The sequence below is a fragment of the Chitinophaga filiformis genome (assembly GCF_023100805.1).
Lineage (GTDB): Bacteria > Bacteroidota > Bacteroidia > Chitinophagales > Chitinophagaceae > Chitinophaga > Chitinophaga filiformis_B.
Genome location: NZ_CP095855.1, coordinates 4,073,645 through 4,093,295, shown reverse-complemented (window position 1 = coordinate 4,093,295; position 19,651 = coordinate 4,073,645). Strand labels below are relative to the sequence as shown.

Here is a 19,651-nt window from a genome sequence, read left to right as displayed (position 1 = left end):
GTCAGCCTTGTAAATTTCCACCATATCCTTTGAGCGATCTATCTTATAAAAAAACAGCCAGGCGTATGATCCAATTCGTTGCTCTTTAATAAACTATAAAACAACTTTTTTAAACCATCTCAAAAAGCTAAACTTGATCCGCTAAAGCTCGACCAAGTTTAGCTTCTTGTAATTTCCGCTATCAAGCAATTCCATCATTTCAGGATTACTAAGTTGCTTTTGAACAACGACATAAATCGATTTAAAGCGTTTAGGAACAGTCACAACTATAGGTGTATAAACGTAGAGAGTATCTTGTACCGTTTTATAAAACATAGTAAAAAGACCTTCATAAACATATTCACTTGAGGGCTCTGGAGATAACTCTTCCGCCGGATTATTGGATATAACAACTGTACGTTCATCACCTGAAAATCCCCACGTTGTTTTTTTTATATAAACTGCCGAATCACCTTCTTTCTTCGGTAATTGTGTAACTGTAGTTTGAACATTACCATCGTAAGAGCAGCCAATGTTCATCAATACTGATAGGGTGAAGAAAATTATAACAGTGTACTTCATGTTTAATTGAAATAGCTCCGATTGACCAGGCAGTCAGGTAATATTATTAATATTTTTTTCTTCAAAACCCGCCTATTCTAAACCAGACAGAAAAATTTACGGTTTTATTCCCTGACTTCATTTCTGTACATACGTTTACATCCAACAACCCAAAAGTTTCCTCAAACTTTTATCATATTATGTTGTTCCATTTAGGTTTAAAGGAGGCAAATCTTAGTTAAATCATCAACAATTGGGTTCGAGTTTCCAATACCTGAGGTCACGGAAGAAATCAATGAAATTTAAAGCCACTTAAATCCAGAGAATTAAGCGGCTTTTTCTTAACTAACGAAAGCTAAATCATCTCAAACAAGTTAAGCGGGCTATTCATATTCCCCTTTCTTCTTAAGCTCACTCAAGCTAAAAGAACCAACTTGCCTTGTCTTAAAATAAGGGTCTTTTTTAGACACCTTACCAACAACGATTAAATCACCTTTACACTCACAATAATACCCACCATCTGCATCATCAAACGTGCCCAGATACTTTCTAAAACTTGTCGAATCTGTAAGATATGCGGACAATAAATCTCCACCAAGCGCCCCACTGCCATACACTCTATACAACTCAATGTAAAGGCTATCACACGTCTTAAAGCTAGTATTAAATTCCTTTTTACTTCGCTTATCAACGCAGCCAAACAATAAGACAATTACAAAAATATAAAAAAACAATCTCCTCATAATATAACATCATTTATCTAAATGGTCCATAGCGATTAACTATTTGGGTCATGCCCTGCGGGAACTGACTCCGACACTACCTCTGTGTATATTGCAATAAGAGGTGCGGCAGGTCTTAATATGCTTGCCATAGGCACTTCATATGTTATTCCGTCACTAATTTCCCCTTCCGGAAGATATCTGCCCATTCTTTTGCTATGTCATCTGATAAAGTAGGTTGGGAAACTGTGATACTGACCGTATGCACAGCTGAATTGGTCTGCAAGACATAGTACAATGTGGCTGCTGCCGGAGGATGGTTACTCTCAACCTTAAACAACACCCAATTGTCACCTTTCGACAATTGAGTAAATTTGGCGCCCTTATCTCCCTCCTTTATCTGAGCTTTATAGCTCAAAAGTGTTTCATCAACACTTTGTGCTATCCTTCCTTTAAATGTTATAAAATTTATAACGTTAGTCCAGTGTTCTGCTGTTTCATTGGTAGGTAGGACCTGCATGAAGTGCATAGTTGAATCATCAGTTTCACTCTGGATCTTCCATTTTCTATCTGTAGGGAAATCTATTTTCAATGTCTCATACATTGGCGGAAGTGCTACTTTGAATGTCTGTGCTACCCGGTGAAACAATTCCCTGGAGTTTGACATACGTGATGGGGTGGTCGTACAGGTGATCACATAAACTTTACTATCGTGGTATACTACAAAGTCACTTGCACAAAGTGTATCCTTTCGGCTCTCACTTAAATGAACATCATCAAACCATAACATTCTTTTTCCATTGACCATGTAACTACCAGTATCCTGCACCTGCAGGCGTGTCTGGGAAGTGAAATAAGCCACCAGCTGAAATGCGCTGTCAACATCTATACCTGGCTGGTCAATGACAGACAAATTGAAATTGTCTGCAATTCGCTTTGTAGAATCTTTGTCGATACCGTAAACCAGTAGCTTGATAGGAGTACCATCATTCCTGATCCAATATCTCCATTTTTCAGGAATACCTATTGTGTATCTATGAACCGTATCCTTGTAGGGGTATAGCAATTGCGCTTTCGTAACGACTTGCAACAGCAAGCAACAACAAAGTAAAAAATATTTCATCAGAAGAGAAGACTTGTCAGCTAAGATACAAAAATGAGCGTAGCGGGTAAAAGTGTCAGGCACTTAAGCGAAAGAAAAAACGCGACCTCAAAGAGAAGTCGCGTCTGGTGATCCCGCTGGGATTACAGAAGTCAGGAAAAGCCTTACACAACTTTACTTAGCCTTACTTTTATCAGTTGATTTTCAATATTTTATAACACCGACCAATTTTTCAAAGTCCTACCTTTATAACGGTTAACAGCATTGAACTCGACTAAAAACTCGACTAAAATTTTTTAAGTATGCTGTTACCAATCAAACTAATCTGCCCAAAGGGCAAAGTGCGCAAAGATAGTACTTGTATTATCTTTATCCAATACTGCGGGGATAAAACCGTCCTCCTGAACACGGAAATCGCCGTTCCCCCTAAATACTGGAACCGGAAGTTCCACCGTATTACCCCCGACATCCCCGCCATATATGGAGCTGCGGACGACCTAAACGGCCAACTGGCGGCCCTATTACGAAAGGCAAGCGACATTATCACCCATGCGGTGAAAAAGAAAGTTTGGGACATACCTGCATTTGTAAAGAAAACCTTTCACCCGGCATTTGATACGGCCACACTGGAAGAAAAAACCCAACAGGCGGCCGCCCTCAACTCAAAAACCAACCTTGACCTGATTTTTCAAATAGAGGACTATATCAAATGCAAGCGAGATAAGGTTTCGGCGGGTATGCTGAACGTGTATAAGAACATGAAAGACCATATGACAGCCTTCCAGGAGCATCGGGGAATCCCCATCACATTTGATTCTTTCGATTTTAACCTCTATGAAGGCTTAGTTAACTTCCTGACTTACAACTATGTGCAGCGCCGTAGATCGGAAGTAATTAACGGCAAGAGGGAGCCAATACAGGGAGTAAAGACCTCCACTGTAGGGAAAACCATTAAACAACTACGCATATTCTTGCGGGATAGGATGCGCCGTAAGATCATCCCCCCTATAGATTTATCCGATTTCAAAATACTGGACGAAGAAGCGGACGCGGTGTACCTGACATGGGCAGAAATCGCCCGGATATATCAAACAGATCTTTCCGAACACCCGCACCTGGTTAAATACAGGGATTTGTTTGTTCTCGGCTGCCTGACCGGGTTAAGATTCTCCGATTTTTCGTCCATCCAGCCAGAGGACGTGCGGAAAGGGGCATTATATAAGAAGCAGGAAAAATCAGATCATTGGGTTGTTATACCATTAAGGGATACGGCTGAGGAAATACTAATCAGGTGCTTTAAACGCCAGATTCCGATTGTGAGCAATCCTGAATTTAACCGTCATATCAAAGAAGTGGCACAACTGGCGGGTATTAGCGAGTTAATTAAATTCTCTCATAAAAAAGGCAATAAAGACATAGTACAGGTAAAACCCAAATACGCATGGATAACCTCCCATACCTGTCGCCGTTCCTTTTGTACCAATGAATTTTTGGCTGGAACTCCCGTAGATCTGATAATGAAGATAAGCGGCCATAAAAACCACCGTGATTTTTACAGGTATATCAGGATTACCCCTGAGGAGGCAGGTCAAAAGATCAGGGAAATATGGGAAAAAAGAGGCGATATAGGTATATCCGCTGCCGCGTTACAAAATGTAGGGTAGCCAATGAGGGGGTGGCGCTGGCGCCGCACCACTCCTGTCGGGGTGGGCAAACAAATGGATTAATAAAAAAAACAAAAGGGTGTTGGAAATTTCAAACACCCTTTTTCGTCTAATCCCCTCTCCAGACTTTACTCTCTGTCTTTACCAGTTATACTATCATAAAATACTTGACGATATTCCCGAACATCAATCAGGTGACCGGCTTCGAGCAATTTTTCAAGACGTTTCTTTATACCCAGCAGATCAAAATCTATTGTTTCATCTAGGAAGGTTCTACGAGACATACCCATACCAAGCAACTCGCGAAGCGCTTCCCGCCATTCACCCAATGTGAGAAAAGAAAAAAACTTTTCAAAAGCCAAATAAGGGTTTAAAAACTCTTTATAAGAAAGATTTCTAGGGAATGTGTCCCATGCTTCGCGGGCGGATATTGTTTTCCCTTCTATCCCTTTAATCCATGCACAAAACAAGATGGGATTCATCACGTCAATTTCTTCATCATTACAGGGAACAATAATCCCCTTTCTCTCCCGGTTGTCTAATTGTGCCACCAAAAAAGCTGCTTCAATGAATGATTCCGTCCTATCATAAAAAAACTGAAGTCCCGATGGCGATATTTTGCTTGGCCTTTTCTTACTCGTTGAACCAAACCATTGGTTTATGATCTGCCTTGCCCCGGGCATGTCATATGATGAAAAATATTCGTGTATGGCTTCGTGAGGGTCTCGTATTTCCTCGACTGACAAGCGCAGGGGGAGATTATCCCACGGGCGGGGACTGTTGAAAAACATAAACGGCAGATTTATAAGTTAGAAATACTGGTTTGTGACTTCATGCAACCGGGAAAGGCAGTAAGGATGCGCCCTCCGCTATCTGTCAAAACGGTCAAAAGGCTCGTGGGTAGTTGGTTAAAGTCGTGACCTATTATTTTTCCGGTGTCAATCACCCTTTTAAGGTAAATGGTGCCGGTAACCTGTTCAACCGGCTCTATGTTGGCATCCCGAAGTAAGGCCAATATTTCAACTACTGGAATAGTGAATTTACTGACATTCGGGTGTCTCGGAATTTTAAAATAATGCCTTTCCATAATATGAGTAAGCGCCCCTACAGTGATATAATAAGACTTACGGAATAATTTTTTCCTGTCTTTTATGGGTACGCTGAACATGGCAGCATTGACCAGTTCATTCAGCCAATTTTGCGTGTCGCTAAGTAGGAAAACCAGCCTTAACCACTCATCTTCATTAAATGGCGGATTTAGGCGAATCTTTTCTATTTCTTCCATAGAATTAAATTTTGAAAGTTATTTAAAGATGGATGCAAGATCAGATGTGATAAAATCATAATCAATTCGTTATTAGCATAGTTTATGGGGATAATCAAGTATTTTACATGGTAAATTATCCAGGATCAAGGCATATTTTAGCAGTAGAAAAATCTTATATTTGTTAAATGAGCATTACTACTATGAACAAAAGCATCCATGAAGGCCGGAATATCAAGCGATTCCGGGAAATGTTGAACATAACCCAAGAAGCGATGGCGGCTGATCTAGGTGATGATTGGACGCAAAAGAAAATTTCCTTGCTTGAAGGAAAAGAGAAAATTGAATCTGATATTTTAGATCAAGTTGCAAAAATATTAAAGGTGTCACCTGAAGCCATAAGGAACTTTAGTGAAGAAGCAGCAGTAAACATTATCTCAAATACATTTTCGGATGAATCTGTTGCATACGCACAATACTATAAATGCACTATCAACCCATTTGAAAAATGGGTCGATGCTATGGAGAAGAATGAGCAGCTTTATAAAGAGCTGTTGAAAAGTGAGCGAGAAAAAATAGAAATACTGGAAAGATTGTTGAATGAAAAGAAGGGTGGAAAATAAAATACTATAACGATCAAATACAAGAAAGCCACTGTTTTAGAGACAGTGGCTTTCTTGTATCCTATGGGATCGGCAAAGTTGTGGGCCAAACGATATACTACATTTTCTCATTTTTCAATCGGTACTAGTCGTCATTTATATAAATACTTTTTCACATGTTCAAACTAGAAGATAAATTAGTTGCCAAAGAAGCTGGCTTAACATTGTTAAAATCTATACTCTCCGTTACTCCAGGTGGTGGGTTCCTTAATGAATACATCGAATTTCGTAGTAGAATTAAACAGGAACGATTCAATAATTTCATCTCTCAATTTGCAGAATACCTTACTAGCAACAACATTGAGGCCAATCCTGACTTAAATAATGAAGACTTTGATGATTTGTTTGAAGCCGTAATCAGACGCGTTGTTTCCACTAAATCAGCCGAAAAGCATAATAGGTTTCGAGATATCTTGCTAAACTTTATTGAAAATCCGAGTATGGAAATTGATGAAGCAGAGATATTCTTGGGTTTAGCTAATGACTTGAGCGACCCTGCAATAATAATACTAAAGCAGCACAAGATTCTAAGAAGAAATTTTGTTGATAAAAATACGAAATTGCGTAGACTGGAATACGATTTACCAATATTAAACGGGAAAACGGTAGCCGAATCTACCTTAAAAGAAAAGGGACTAGCGAATAACTTCGATTTTGTCAATCAGCAACGCTTAGACACTGATCTTGAAATAAAAAAAATAAAAGCAGAAATTGACGCGCTAAACGCTATAAATGCAGCGTCGTATTACAATATGGATGAAGATGCCTTTTTATATCAGAAACAAATATTACTGTCAAAGGGATTGCTTGCAGATAACTATACAGGCGCAACTGTAGGTGGTAGCCCTTTTGTTTACATGACAATTACCGAATTTGGCGAGAAATTTATAGAATTCATAATACGCGGTTAGTATCGCATGGCTGGTAGTAGATATTCTAGTTACTGATGTCTTTATTAACAGCAAAACACAATCGCACCATTGTTTGAAACTCCCGCCGGGAGGGGGTGCGGGGGATGGCGCGGCGGCAGCGCCTCCCCCGGACAAATAGATATTACCGGATTTTTCCGGCCTTCTTCCTTAGCCGAATTGCTTCTTCCTCCTTTTCCTGTGCTTCTACCAACATAGATGCGATCTGCTGTCTTTGTTCCTCCCATTGTTCAACGCTATCTCGAAAGACTTGCGGGTGTGCACGATACAGGCTATCTATTTCGGACAAGAACGGTCGTAGTTGTTTTCCCGCCTGTAGCTGTATATAACGATATTTTATATCTCTAGCTGTATAAGCCTGCAGCATTGAGCGCGTGTTGAATAGCCACACACACACTAAAGCAAGGAGCAGAAACAGGCAAGCGGAAACGATCACTCCCGCATTTACATGATGATGATGCTTGACCTCCCTTATAGGTGGACGTTTCAGCAGATCGTTATTTATTTGAAGATATTCTGATAGCTTATAAATGGCTGTTGTGGGGAATTTTATCCGCTCAGGCATTCCTGTTACATCTGCCTTTATCTGCTCTAAGGAAGTACCGACACTCTTTAACTGTTCTGTGTAGTCCGGCATTTGCGGCGTTGCGCTATTTATTTGCCGGATGCCTTCATCAACTTTATTTAACTTATCAACAATTGTTTGCAATAACAACTCATTCATAATACATAGTTTAATTCGTTCTTAAATAAGTTTACTGTTACAGGCGTAATCCGCCCCTGTTTGATTGTCTATACGCCTTCGTTATATCCTGCTGCATTGCCTTTTGTAAGCCTGCTAAAGAGTATTTGCGGTCAATGTTGCTGCCTTTAAAAGCATACGAACCTTTTTTGAAACTAATGCCCTGTAATTGTTGGGTATTCCCTTTGTACTTATACTGTACTTCTATCCCTTTTTTAATCAGTTCCTTTTCCAGCGCCAGTAAGGTTTTACAGTGGGACAATACTGTTTCTATCGCCTGGAAAATTTCATAACGGACCGTTTCTTCATAATTAAGGGCTTCCAGATTGGTAAGAGTTATTTTCTTTTCGATGGCTGGAATAAGCTGATATTTTTGCGTAAGCTGTTGCGCGGCCTTTTTCCCGCGTAACCCTATCCAGTTATCACGGATTGCCCTTCCCTGGTTGTTAACCAAATTAGCGATGATATGCATGTGCAAATGATTGGTATCCGTATGCTTTGTTATCACATATTGGGTGTTAGTTATGCCTAGCTTTTCGAGGTATTCCCGTCCTATCTGCGTCAACACTTCATTAGTTAACTGTTCTCCAGGATAAAAGCTAAGAATGCCATGAAAAACAGCCTTTCGCTTATCTGGTAACTGCTGTCTGCTCATTTCAAAATCATTACCCATATGCCTGTAGCTGTAATCTCTTACCCCTTCTGCTTCCAGTATTTCCGCCCGCTGTTCATCTGCACAAACGTAGCGGCAGCAGCCATAAAAGGTTTTACCGGTTATTACTTTACTTATCACGTCTTAACCGGTTTAAAAGACGGTCAATCTGTTTACGGTAGCTTTCAAAAAGTAGCATCGCATTCAACATACCCTCTTTATGTGCCTGTTTTGACACCTGGTTGATATTATTTGCCATACCGATCAATTGTTTGATATATGTCCGTTCATCGTTACTTAAACGGGCTATAACGCCGCCGAACAATGCCATTTGACGGACGTACACAGTGTAGCGCAGCCCTGCTTTGATGGCCTTTTCTCTCACAATAAAGTATTCTGTCTTGGTAAACCGCACGCCTGTGCAGATTTCCTTCCTTATTGCTTTAGGCGGCCTGCCGCCTTTACCCTTCTTCTTTTCCTGCGTCTGTTCCATATCTCCTACGTTTTAATCATTGAGGGCTGGCAGCTTTGCTGCCCTGCCCGATCTTCTCGTCCAGGTGGCAACGCTGCCTGGACTTTCTCCGCAGACGGGTAGCGTAGCTGCCCGTCATTCTACGCTAAGATCTCCGCACCTCCCCCTTGCGACCATCGGGAGCGAGGGGCAAGCGGTTTTTGCGCAGCAAAAACACCGCTTGCTAACGGAGCGAAGATCCGTTCGAGTCCGCGAACAGGATGCCTGAAGGCGGCCTGTTCAATCTTCGCGGGAGGGCCTGCGTGGAGCAGCCTGCCCGATCTCCGCGTGCAGGTGGCAACGCCGCCTGTACATTCTCCGTGAACGGGTGCCAAAGGTGGCCCGTTCGATCTTCGCGGACTAAGGCCTGCGTGGAGCGGCCCTGCCCAATCTCCGCGACGGCAGCAACGCTCCCTGTCATTGTTTTGGTTGCTGTCCGGGCTGCAATAATTGCTGTATGTCATTCCAAAGAAAATAGACCCTTGACCGGATTTTGTAAGGCTTTAGCTTGCCATGTTTAATCCAATCATAAATAGTAGGCTTTGTAACCTGAAATAGCTGACAGACCTCTCCAATTTTAAAGAGGGGCTTATAGGTGAGGCCGGGGGTATCATACGCGGGGGATCGTACCGGCTGCCTGTCCAGTTGGCTGACTTCTTCACGCACCAATACACGCAATATCTGCCAAAACTGCTCCGGTTCAATCGGAAACAACATTGGCGCTGCTGTCTGCACATTTCTTTCTCTCTTTTCCATATTATACCGATTTAGACGGCAAATATGGTTGCTCAGGAAGAAGAAAACAGGCTAAGTATACTTGTCTCGCGGAAAAAGGAAAGGTTTGGCCTTATGATATTACGGCCTTTGAAATTGTTGCTCCAACTGCTTTAGCCGTTGGATACCCTCATCAAACTGCATTGCTTCTAAAATAACATAGGCTTCTTCAAAACTTTTGCCCACTTCTACAAGATGGCGATGTTCCAATTTGGCTCTTTTATCCTTCTTAAAGATCAGGTCAAGTGCTTTTTTGATTCCATCAGGGCTGGACCCAAAAATTTTGTGCAACAGGTCTGCACATTTATCACTGGGGGTTAGGTAGTTGGCTTTGCTCGCTTTGTCAAATGCGTAGAAAAAAAGTACCAAAGCACGGTTTGTTAACTGGTCTTGTTTACACTTTTCCAGCCATGCACGTTCACGGCCTTCATACGCTGCTATCACCGTTTCCAGTTTTGGCAAAAAATCACCGGTAAAGATGGGCCGATAAAGAATGAAATACAATGGCAGATACGCCGCTATCCCCAACGTCACGCCGACAAGCATATACATACCATTCAATTGGCCATTGTAAAACCAAACAATAACAGCGGCTACAACAACCAAAAGCAAATAATGCCAAAGTGCATTATTCCAATACTCATTAATCAACTGGCGGCGTGTTGCTTCTGCGGGCCAACTAGCGTAAATGTCACGCTGTCCCTTATGCGTTTTGCAAAAGCGGGAATAAATGTAACTATAATTCACGGGGAGGTCAAAGGTGAAAAATGATTTCAACTGCTTCAATTTCAAACTCTTCATATCACAATCATTTTATATACTTATATAAATATACAAATATTTATGACAAGGAAATACATGATAAGAATAAGAACAGGCTTACATATTTAAGTCACTTGGCAATAACCTTGTATTCAATCCGTACAAGTCTTTTCTCATTGCAAATGCTACCCTAAAATAATTCTCTTCCGTTGATTGGTTAATAAACTCGGTTATTGCAAGGATCACTTTATCCGAAGCATATAAAATCATATTATTTCTTTCGATTTTAATCTCTTCAAGCAAGTCTGTAATAGTATTGAATTGCCTACCGTGTTTTTCAAATTCAGGTCGGCTTTTCTCAAAATCTAACATGCCGTGCATTAGAAGAATAACAGCTTTATATCGAACCTCTTTAAAGTCATTTTGCTTTTGTCGCTGAAGCTCTTTTGCCTTTAAAAGAGAATCAATAATGCTTTTAAGTATAGCGCCCAGACCAATCAGCCCAAGTGCGGAGATAATATTTTGGTAGATCATGGAATATATTTAGGCGACTTTGACCCAATTAAATGAAAATTAAATGTGTCAGGATTATCTTTAAATGGCAGTCCTAGATTTCTTCTGATTGCTAAAACCAATATCCGTAATTTGTTATCATGATTGGCCAATGTTCTATTTTGATTGGAAGGCGCAATTTCTTTATGATATTCCATTAGGGCGTCTATGACATACTGAGGAGCTACAAGGGCTATTGTATTAACTGCCTTTGCAAATTGTTTGTTAGCTTCTTCTTTGTCTACATCATCAACTGCTAAGTCCGAAATAGCAGATAATAGCTCTTTGTAATGATTCAATATCCGCAAGTGCAGAGAATCTCTCCTTTCAGCGCGTTTGTTCAAAATAAAAGTAATAGCCACGGCAATTAAACTACCCGCAGCGGAAATTATTGCAACCTGTATTGTTGGGGACATCAACTAAATTTTGTTTGATAAAAAAACTTTCCTATAAATAAATTCAGTAATTTATCACTGCAATTACTTATAGTGAAAATAATTAATTAATCCCCAACTAACAAGAAGATGCTAGAAGATAGTAGACCAAATTTTGTCAAGGAGACAGAAAAAATTTACAAAGCATTCGAATCTCAAATAAATATAATTCGTCAAGGTACACCAATGAAGCCTACGGATATAAACTTAAGCGAGCTAATAAAAAGTGCATATGTAAAAACATACGACTTCATGATTTATCTGTGCCAATTGAGAGATTTGCAGCACGCTTTTTTTCAGTTACCTATGTTAAGGGGGATATGTGAAGACCTAATAACTTTATCTTATATCATGGATCAAAGTATAGAAGTTCAAAACTATATTTTGGCTAAAAAAAGATTCGATGAAATGAAAAAATCATCGAAGGCACAAAAAGATTTCTTCGACAAATACAACCCCAAACAAATTATTCCTCCACTAATTTATAATACTAGTTTTGAGAACATTTTAGCCGTCTATAGAAATTCAGGACTTGTCTTGCAGGAAGCCAAGTTGCCCACAGTATTCCAAATGGCAGAGTTAACAGGATTAGCTGACCTATATCGATTTTTATATCACGCAACTTCCAAAGCGGTTCATTTCGATATTTTCACTTTATTATCAACAGGATGGGGAGAAATAGATATGGAAAATGAAACTTTAAGGCCCAATTTCTCGTATCAGCATGATTACAAACATTATTTTACTTTCACTTTTTTTTACTCTAGTTATCTATTCATCAAGCAAACAAAGGCATTTTCTCCGACATTAAAGTTGCCCAATGTTGTTAGTGAAGTATTAGACTCTTTAGAAAAAGTTTATAAGGATTTGGACTGGCCCGAATTGATAACGTTTTATCATTTGAACCTTGAGCCTCCTTCGCAGGAAATTAGAGCCACGTATAGAACTGGATTCGAATAGGTATGCCTAAACTTCAAGATCGGTATATTGACAATTTCAGAAATGAAAATCATCCTTTTTTTTGACTTATCTTCATTAAAAGTTACTCTATGAAACAAGAATTAAAAGATGCCCTCAATAATTGGAAAAACACAACTATTTTAGGCATAAACAACAAGTTTGTAAGAATAAAAAACTTACCGAAAGGTGAATATCTGATAGAATTAACAATGCGCGAAAAGATCAGCTTTCAGGAGGAAACAGCGAATGTGTCTGAAACAGCTTCGTTGATAACCTATACTCAATCTGGTGAATCTGGTGAATTTGGTGATTTAATGGGGGATTCTTACCCTAATCCGAATGGTGATATTTTTCGATTTAATGCAATATCAATTAATCTTGAAACCAAATACTGGACTAAAAGAGAAAATGAGTTATCCCGATTGATACAAAGCGTCATGCCAGACGGGTTCCTTGATATGTAGAGAAAAGCTTGGGAGTATTAAGGTCAGTCAAAAGTCACTTAACATACAAAGTAAACATTAGACACAATTTTCTAAATAATTATGACGGAAAAAATCAATGACCTAATCAAAGAAGGCCATAGTTATACTTTTCAAAACAACTGTTATCGTGTTGAGCATGGTACATATAGCAGACCAAGCATTGAAATGCAAACGTGGATTGCCACTGTTGAAGATTTTCTAGCGAATAATTACGGAAAGGATAGTTCCCCATGGGGAGTATTCGCACACTTTAACAGAAAAAAACTAGATGGAAATCTTGCAGATACTTTTGAAGAAGAAAGAAATATTGTTCTTTCAGCTTTAAAATCGTGTTTAAGAATAAGCCCTAAGCAGATCAATATTAATAGGAACAAAGAAGTGGAATTAGCCAATCTCTTCAACAAATTTCATTTAGTAGTCAAGCAACTAAGAAATAGATACAATAACAGAGCTACGATCGATATCGACGATGAATACGACGTACAAGATTTGCTACATGCTCTTTTGAGGTTACACTTTTCAGATATCAGAAATGAAGAATGGACCCCAAGTTATGCCGGTGGTTCCTCAAGAATGGACTTTCTTTTAAAAGAGGAAAAGATAGTAATTGAAGTAAAAAAAACGAGAAAAGGTCTTGGTGACAAAGAACTCGGGAAACAACTAATAGAGGACAAGGAAAGATACAAAGCTCACCCAGACTGCAAAAAATTAATTTGTTTTACTTACGACCCCGATGAAAGAATAACCAACCCCAAGGGATTAGAAAATGATCTAAATAAACAGGAACCAGAATTTGAAGTTCAAATAATCATCAAGCCTTAATCAAGAAAAAACGAAACGAATATTTCTTATCTTAGTAAAAGCTGATTAACCTGTATAAAGTACAGGAAAGAAATCGGGGTTATACAATCGGAACTCGACTAAACAGTCAACTAAAAAAGAAAAACCTGCGACTAGCGCAGGTTTTGAAAATTGTCTGTGATCCCGCTGGGACTCGAACCCAGGACCCATACATTAAAAGTGTATTGCTCTACCAACTGAGCTACGGAATCATCCCTTTTTGTGATTGGGATTGCAAAGGTATAAAATATTTTATTCATTCCAACTTTTTGACAACTTTTTTTCAAACAATTTCACAAAACCCGCCACAGACAAAATAAAACATCATATCCCAATTAGCCCTATTTTTGCATTTGAAAAAAAATCATAATGCAAGATAAGGTCGTAGTTATCACCGGAGGCACTTCCGGAATAGGCAAAGCGCTGACAATAGCATTTCTCCGTGAAGGCGCCAAAGTAGCCGTTTGTGGCAGAAAGCCCGAAACACTGCAGACGCTCGAAAAAGAACTGGCTTCCGGCAATCTCTATACCTATGCTGCCGATGTAAGTAAGGAAGAAGACTGTAAAAACTTCGTTGAACAGGTCATCGCCCGTTTGGGTAAAATAGATATCCTCATCAATAATGCAGGGATCTCTATGCGTGCCTTATTCCGCGATGTAGACCTCAATGTCCTGAAACAGGTGATGGACATTAACTTCTGGGGGACCGTTTATTGTACAAAATATGCATTACCTTCTATATTGGCGAACAAAGGGACAGTTGTAGGTGTATCTTCTATAGCAGGTTACAGAGGCTTGCCCGGCCGTACCGGATACTCCTCATCTAAGTTCGCTATGCAGGGCTTCCTGGAATCACTACGTACCGAAAATCTGCATACAGGCATCAACGTAATGTGGGTATGCCCCGGCTTCACCAGTTCCAACATACGTAATACAGCCTTAAACGAAGAAGGACGCAGCCAGGCAGAAACACCATTAGATGAAGCAAAGCTGATGAGCGCTGAAACAGTAGCTGATGCTGTGCTGAAAGCGGTCGCCAAACGGAAACGCACACTTGTACTTACCGGCCAGGGAAAGTTAACAGTATTGCTTAGCAAACTGTTTCCCGGACTGCTCGATGGAATAGTATATAATCATTTTAAAAAAGAACCGGGTTCGCCGCTTAAATAATGATGTTAAGCTGTTCTGCGCCAATGGCTGATTACAAGGCGATTAGCAAGAACAGCTTAACTTAAATCTTTTACTTTTTATTCTATTTTTTTTTGCTTATAAGCGCCCCAAAGCCCCGACCCCGGCCCTTTTATAGTTATTCACATCTGAACAAGTAATTGGCTGTTTAGTCACAGCTACATGCAGATTTTATATTTCTTTGCATTACAAAACAACGCCAATGCCCCAATGGCATTCTTTTTGGGTAATTGGTATTTATTAGTAAACATGTCCGTAATAACATTAACATCAGATATAGGCTTGCAGGACTACCTGGTAGGCGCCATCAAAGGGCAGCTGTGGCAACACTGTCCTGGTGCTCCTGTTATGGACATCACTCATCAGATTTCTCCGTTTAATCTGCCACAGGCAACTTACATTTGTAAGAGCTCCTTTTCATATTATCCGCCACGCACATTCCATATTGTACTGATTAATCTCTTCGACCGTAAAGTAGATCACGTACTGCTGGCGGAACACAACGGACAATATATAGCCTGTGCCGATAACGGACTGATTACTATGATTGCAGGCGGAACGCCGGCAAAGGTCATTAAGCTCCCTTTACATAAGACACAGCCAAGGGATACCTTCTCTATTCTCCAACGCTTTGCTGAAGCCTACAGGGAATTACAGAACGGTAAATCGCTGACCGAACTGGGCGAACCAGCCTCCGGATACATCATCAAGAATAACCTCCAGCCGATGACAGGGCAGGATTATATCGACGGACAGATCATTCATATCGACAACTTCGAAAACGTAGTCGTGAATATTACCCGTCAGCAGTTTGATGAACACCGCCAGAACAGGCCATTCTCCATCTATTTCCGCCGTGACGAGGTGATTACACAACTTTGTGAAACCTATGCCGACGTACCGGAAGGGCATAAACTGGCCCTCTTCAACGCCGCCGGCTATCTGGAAATAGCTATCAATAAAGGAAACGCTGCCGGCCTCTTTGGTTTGCAGGGCTTTACCCGCGATCAGCTAACCTCCGGATACCAGAAACTGTCCTTCTACCAGACCGTTCGCATCATCTTCGGCTAAAACCAGCCGAAGCTCCCTCCTTTTCCCCGCTTCTTCACTAATTCCTGTTAATCAATTACTATCCTGACCCGCATTTTCCCCCTCCATCTACAAAAAATTTTACTTATTAAAGAAAAAGTTAAAACTGTTATCGCTAATTATCATAATTTGCCACTTTTTCTATTTTTGTCGGACCTAAAACATCCTTATGAATTTTAAAAGGACCAACAACATTGTAGGTTGGGTTATCTGTATCATTGCCTGCACTGTCTACATTATGACTATGGAGGCCACCGGCAGCCTGTGGGACTGCGGCGAATTCATTTCCAGTGCCTACAAGGTACAGGTTCCGCACCCTCCTGGAGCTCCTTTATTTGTGCTGTTAGGTAGATTGTTCACTATCCCGCTGTCCCCTTCACAGGCAGCCCTGGGTGTGAACTTCATGTCCGCCCTGTCCAGTGGTTTTACCATTCTGTTCCTCTTCTGGACCATTACCCACTTTGCCCGCCGCCTGATGGTGAAAAACGGAGAGCCTATCTCCCGCGAACAAATGATCGCTATCATGGGTGCAGGCGCTGTAGGTGCTCTTGCTTACACATTCTCCGACTCTTTCTGGTTCTCTGCTGTGGAAGGTGAGGTATACGCTATGTCTTCCCTCTTCACCGCGATCGTTTTCTGGGCTATCTTGAAATGGGAACACGAATCAGATGAAGCATACGCCGACCGCTGGATCGTATTCATCGCCTTTATGATGGGTCTCTCTATCGGTGTCCACCTCCTGAACCTCCTGACGATACCGGCTATCGTAATGGTATACTACTTTAAACGCTACAAAGTTACCCCGGTAGGTACTTTCTGGGCGTTTATCATCGGTTGTGCCCTTACCGGTATGGTACAGAAGTTCGTTATCCAGGATACGATCAAAGCTTCCGGACTGATGGACGTTTTCTTTGTAAACTCTCTCGGTCTTCCTTTCTACACCGGTTTCGCCTTCTATTTCATAGTACTGGCTGCTATACTGCTGTATGGTCTGAAAAATCCTAAATTCGGCTTCTATGCGCCACTGATCCTGGTAGCCTCCGTTATCGTGATTCCTTCCTTTAACGATGCTACAGGTACAGGAATAAAGATCCTGAAGATCATCGTTGCTGCAGCTATCGTAGCAATACCTTACTTCATGAAGCAATTTGGCACCAACGTAAACACCGGTAACTTCCACCACTTTACTAAGGTGACCATTTACTCCATCCTCTTCCTCTTATTAGGTTACTCCACATACATCACCACCATGGTACGCTCTACCGCTAATCCATCTGTGGATATGTACAATGTGGACAACCCGATATCCCTGGTAGGTTACCTGGGTCGTGAACAGTATGGCGACTTCCCGCTGATCTACGGACAGGTATTTACCGCCCGTCCTACCAGCTACGAAGATGCAGGCAATATCTACGCCCGTGGTAAAGACAAATACCTGATCGCAGGTAAGAAACAGGTACCTGTTTACGCTCCGGAAGATAAAATGCTCTTCCCACGTGTATGGGATGCCAGCAACGATCAGGGACACGCAGATTACTATCGCGATTTCCTCGGTCTCGCTGATGGACAAAAACCTTCCTTTGCCGATAACGTACGCTTCTTCGTAAAATATCAGGTAGGCTTCATGTACCTCCGCTATTTTATGTGGAACTTCTCCGGCAGACAAAACGATACACAAGGTTATGGTAACGTCCGCGACGGTAACTTCATCACTGGTATCTCTTTTATCGATAACATATTTTATGGCGATCAGTCTGCAATGCCAGACAGCCTGAAAAATAACAAGGCGCATAACACGCTGTTCCTGCTGCCCTTCATCCTGGGCCTGATCGGATTCATTTATCATTACAACAACCACCGCAGAGATGCCCTCGTAGCAGGTCTGCTGTTCTTCTTCACTGGTTTCGCTATCGTCCTGTACCTCAACCAGGCCGGTAACCAGCCACGTGAACGTGACTACGCATACGTTGGTTCCTTCTATGCGTTTGCGATCTGGATCGGTCTGGGCGTACTGTCCATCTACCAGTTCCTGAAAACTAAAACCAAATCAGCTATCTCAGCGCCCGTGGCAACTGTTGTGTGCCTGCTGGCTGTTCCGGTACTGATGGGCTTCCAGGAATGGGACGATCACGACCGTTCTACCAAAACTATCGCACGCGACGTAGCTGCCGACTATCTGAACTCCTGCGCTAAAGAAGCCATCCTCTTCACCGTAGGCGATAACGATACTTACCCGCTGTGGTATGCACAGGAAGTAGAAGGCATCCGTCCTGACGTCCGTGTGATCAACCTCAGCCTCCTCGGTGTTGACTGGTATATCGATCAGCAACGCCATAGGGTGAACGAGAGTCCTGCTGTTCCAATGAACTGGACACCTGACAAATACCAGGGTGAAAATCGTAACTACATCCAATACTACGACGGCGGTAACTTCCCACAGGATAAATTCTACAACCTGAAAGAAGTAATGGGCTTTATGGGATCAGATGATCCACGTGCGAAACTGTCTACTACAGATGGTTCCCAGATCAACTACCTCCCGGCTAAAAAGCTCTTTATACCTGTAAACGTAGCTGAAGCGATCAAAAACGGTACTGTCGATATCCATGACAGCGCCAGAGTGCTGCCCCAGCTGCCTTTCCAGATCAATAAAACTTACCTGCTGAAAAACGACCTGGCAGTATACGATATCATCGCTGCCAACGACTGGAAACGTCCGATCTACTTTACCAGCCCTACCGACCTCGGTCTGAATGACTACCTCCGCATGGATGGTCTGACCTACCGCCTGGTACCGATGAGAAAAGAAGAAAGCAATGATCCGATGGGTGCAGAGAAGAATGTAAACATTCCGGCCATGTACGAGAACCTGATGACCAAGTTCGCTTTCGGTGGCGCAAATGTAAACGGTACTTACTTCGACGAGCCTAACCGTAAATTGCTGCAATACATCAGGAACTCCTACACCAGACTGGGTACAGCCCTTGCACTGGAAGGAAAGAAAGATTCTGCACTGGCTGTTCTTAACAAGGCTGACAAGAACCTGTTTGAAAGCAATTTCCCATACGCAATGACCACTCCGGGCCAGATGCATAACTATAGCTCTATGCAGACCGTATATGCATACTACCTGGCAGGCGATTTCAAGAAAGCAGATGAGATCTCCCAGAAGATCATCAAGGATTGTACACAACAGATACAGTATTTCCGCTCACTGCCACTGTCCAAACAGGATGGTCTCAAGCGTGATACGGACATGTCTGAACAGTTTATTTCCCTGCTGCAGCGTATGAAGGAAGATTTCACTCATCCTGAACGCCGCCAGCAAGGCCTGGAAAACAACCAATTTGAGGTTGATTCCCAGAGTCAGGCAGTTGATTCTCCGCGATAAAAAGCATAGATATCTTATAAAAACGGGGCGCTTCATAGTGAAGCGCCCCGTTTTTATTTGTCATAGATGGATGATCCATTCAACGCCCGGTATGCCGGTTATTATTCCATGGCCGCGCTGGGCGTCTATAATGATCACGGGGGATTCTGATCATTATTCCGGGGCCGATCACGGGGCATTCTGGTCATTGCCCGGGCGCCCATCATGATCACCGGGGATTCCATTCATTGTTCGGGGGCCGATCATTATCACGGGGCATTCTGGTCATTGTCCGTGCGCCCATCATGATCACCGGGGATTCCATTCATTGTTCGGGGGCCGATCATTATCACGAGGCATTCTGGTCATTGTCCCCGGGCGCCCATCATGATCACCGGGGATTCCATTC

General features: G+C 41.8%; 21 protein-coding genes and 1 tRNA gene. 9 read left to right on the top strand and 13 right to left on the bottom strand.

Annotation, left to right across the window (positions count from 1 at the left end):
• Positions 1–141: 141 nt before the first annotated feature.
• The 3 genes from MYF79_RS16365 to MYF79_RS16355 form a co-directional block, all read right to left on the bottom strand.
• Positions 142–561 carry a hypothetical protein gene (locus MYF79_RS16365; protein WP_247815038.1) on the bottom strand — a complete coding sequence of 140 codons (420 nt, stop codon included), beginning with the start codon at positions 559–561 and terminating at the stop codon, positions 142–144.
• Positions 562–923: 362 nt separating this feature from the next.
• Positions 924–1,283, bottom strand: coding sequence for a hypothetical protein (locus MYF79_RS16360; protein ID WP_247815037.1), 360 nt, complete (start codon positions 1,281–1,283; stop codon positions 924–926).
• A 145-nt stretch (positions 1,284–1,428) separates the two neighbouring features.
• Entirely contained in the window at positions 1,429–2,385 is a 957-nt protein-coding gene (locus MYF79_RS16355) for a hypothetical protein (protein ID WP_247815036.1), read from the bottom strand.
• A 533-nt stretch (positions 2,386–2,918) separates the two neighbouring features.
• Between MYF79_RS16355 and MYF79_RS16350 the strand changes: the two genes are divergently transcribed.
• Positions 2,919–4,028, top strand: a complete 1,110-nt coding sequence (locus MYF79_RS16350) for a tyrosine-type recombinase/integrase (protein ID WP_247815035.1) — start codon at positions 2,919–2,921, stop codon at positions 4,026–4,028.
• 128 nt (positions 4,029–4,156) lie between these two features.
• Here MYF79_RS16350 and MYF79_RS16345 read toward each other — a convergent pair whose 3' ends face one another.
• Entirely contained in the window at positions 4,157–4,819 is a 663-nt protein-coding gene (locus MYF79_RS16345) for a hypothetical protein (protein WP_247815034.1), read from the bottom strand.
• 11 nt (positions 4,820–4,830) lie between these two features.
• Positions 4,831–5,313: a hypothetical protein gene (locus MYF79_RS16340; RefSeq protein WP_247815033.1), complete on the bottom strand. Its 483-nt coding sequence runs from the start codon at positions 5,311–5,313 to the stop codon at positions 4,831–4,833.
• Positions 5,314–5,495: 182 nt separating this feature from the next.
• Here MYF79_RS16340 and MYF79_RS16335 point away from each other — a divergent pair, with 182 nt between their 5' ends.
• Together MYF79_RS16335 and MYF79_RS16330 are read left to right on the top strand one after the other, a co-directional pair.
• A complete protein-coding gene (locus MYF79_RS16335; protein WP_247815032.1) occupies positions 5,496–5,915 on the top strand; it encodes a helix-turn-helix domain-containing protein in 420 nt (139 codons plus the stop codon).
• Between the two features lie 155 nt (positions 5,916–6,070).
• Complete coding sequence (locus MYF79_RS16330) at positions 6,071–6,865, top strand: hypothetical protein (RefSeq protein WP_247815031.1); 795 nt, start codon at positions 6,071–6,073, stop codon at positions 6,863–6,865.
• Positions 6,866–7,007: 142 nt separating this feature from the next.
• Here the strand turns inward: MYF79_RS16330 and MYF79_RS16325 are convergent, their stop codons facing one another.
• The 7 genes from MYF79_RS16325 to MYF79_RS16295 form a co-directional block, all read right to left on the bottom strand.
• Positions 7,008–7,607, bottom strand: a complete 600-nt coding sequence (locus tag MYF79_RS16325; RefSeq protein ID WP_247815030.1) for a hypothetical protein — start codon at positions 7,605–7,607, stop codon at positions 7,008–7,010.
• A gap of 37 nt (positions 7,608–7,644) precedes the next feature.
• Positions 7,645–8,418, bottom strand: coding sequence for a relaxase/mobilization nuclease domain-containing protein (locus tag MYF79_RS16320; RefSeq protein WP_247815029.1), 774 nt, complete (start codon positions 8,416–8,418; stop codon positions 7,645–7,647).
• Entirely contained in the window at positions 8,408–8,770 is a 363-nt protein-coding gene (locus MYF79_RS16315; RefSeq protein WP_247815028.1) for a plasmid mobilization protein, read from the bottom strand. The genes MYF79_RS16320 and MYF79_RS16315 overlap by 11 nt, the downstream gene beginning before the upstream one ends.
• A gap of 435 nt (positions 8,771–9,205) precedes the next feature.
• Positions 9,206–9,544 (bottom strand): helix-turn-helix domain-containing protein, encoded by a 339-nt coding sequence (locus tag MYF79_RS16310; protein ID WP_247815027.1) that lies wholly within the window; start codon positions 9,542–9,544, stop codon positions 9,206–9,208.
• Positions 9,545–9,643: 99 nt separating this feature from the next.
• Complete coding sequence (locus tag MYF79_RS16305) at positions 9,644–10,363, bottom strand: hypothetical protein (protein WP_247815026.1); 720 nt, start codon at positions 10,361–10,363, stop codon at positions 9,644–9,646.
• Positions 10,364–10,441: 78 nt separating this feature from the next.
• Entirely contained in the window at positions 10,442–10,858 is a 417-nt protein-coding gene (locus tag MYF79_RS16300) for a hypothetical protein (RefSeq protein ID WP_247815025.1), read from the bottom strand.
• On the bottom strand, positions 10,855–11,292 hold the full coding sequence (locus MYF79_RS16295) for a hypothetical protein (RefSeq protein WP_247815024.1): 438 nt from the start codon (positions 11,290–11,292) through the stop codon (positions 10,855–10,857). Before MYF79_RS16295 ends, MYF79_RS16300 begins: the two co-directional genes overlap by 4 nt.
• 108 nt (positions 11,293–11,400) lie before the next feature.
• Here MYF79_RS16295 and MYF79_RS16290 point away from each other — a divergent pair, with 108 nt between their 5' ends.
• The 3 genes from MYF79_RS16290 to MYF79_RS16280 all read left to right on the top strand — a co-directional run bounded on the left by MYF79_RS16290 (position 11,401) and on the right by MYF79_RS16280 (position 13,577).
• Positions 11,401–12,270, top strand: a complete 870-nt coding sequence (locus tag MYF79_RS16290; protein ID WP_247815023.1) for a DUF5677 domain-containing protein — start codon at positions 11,401–11,403, stop codon at positions 12,268–12,270.
• A gap of 89 nt (positions 12,271–12,359) precedes the next feature.
• Positions 12,360–12,734, top strand: coding sequence for a hypothetical protein (locus MYF79_RS16285; protein ID WP_247815022.1), 375 nt, complete (start codon positions 12,360–12,362; stop codon positions 12,732–12,734).
• An 81-nt stretch (positions 12,735–12,815) separates the two neighbouring features.
• The gene (locus tag MYF79_RS16280) at positions 12,816–13,577 is read left to right on the top strand and encodes a hypothetical protein (protein WP_247815021.1); all 762 of its coding nucleotides are present in this window, start codon (positions 12,816–12,818) and stop codon (positions 13,575–13,577) included.
• Positions 13,578–13,734: 157 nt separating this feature from the next.
• Here MYF79_RS16280 and MYF79_RS16275 read toward each other — a convergent pair.
• Positions 13,735–13,807, bottom strand: a tRNA-Lys gene (locus MYF79_RS16275).
• 157 nt (positions 13,808–13,964) lie between these two features.
• Between MYF79_RS16275 and MYF79_RS16270 the strand changes: the two genes are divergently transcribed.
• From MYF79_RS16270 to MYF79_RS16260, 3 genes are all read left to right on the top strand, one after another.
• Entirely contained in the window at positions 13,965–14,765 is an 801-nt protein-coding gene (locus MYF79_RS16270) for an SDR family oxidoreductase (protein ID WP_247815020.1), read from the top strand.
• Between the two features lie 267 nt (positions 14,766–15,032).
• Positions 15,033–15,854 (top strand): S-adenosyl-l-methionine hydroxide adenosyltransferase family protein, encoded by an 822-nt coding sequence (locus MYF79_RS16265; RefSeq protein WP_247815019.1) that lies wholly within the window; start codon positions 15,033–15,035, stop codon positions 15,852–15,854.
• Between the two features lie 187 nt (positions 15,855–16,041).
• Positions 16,042–19,263, top strand: coding sequence for a DUF2723 domain-containing protein (locus MYF79_RS16260; protein ID WP_247815018.1), 3,222 nt, complete (start codon positions 16,042–16,044; stop codon positions 19,261–19,263).
• Positions 19,264–19,651: the final 388 nt, after the last annotated feature.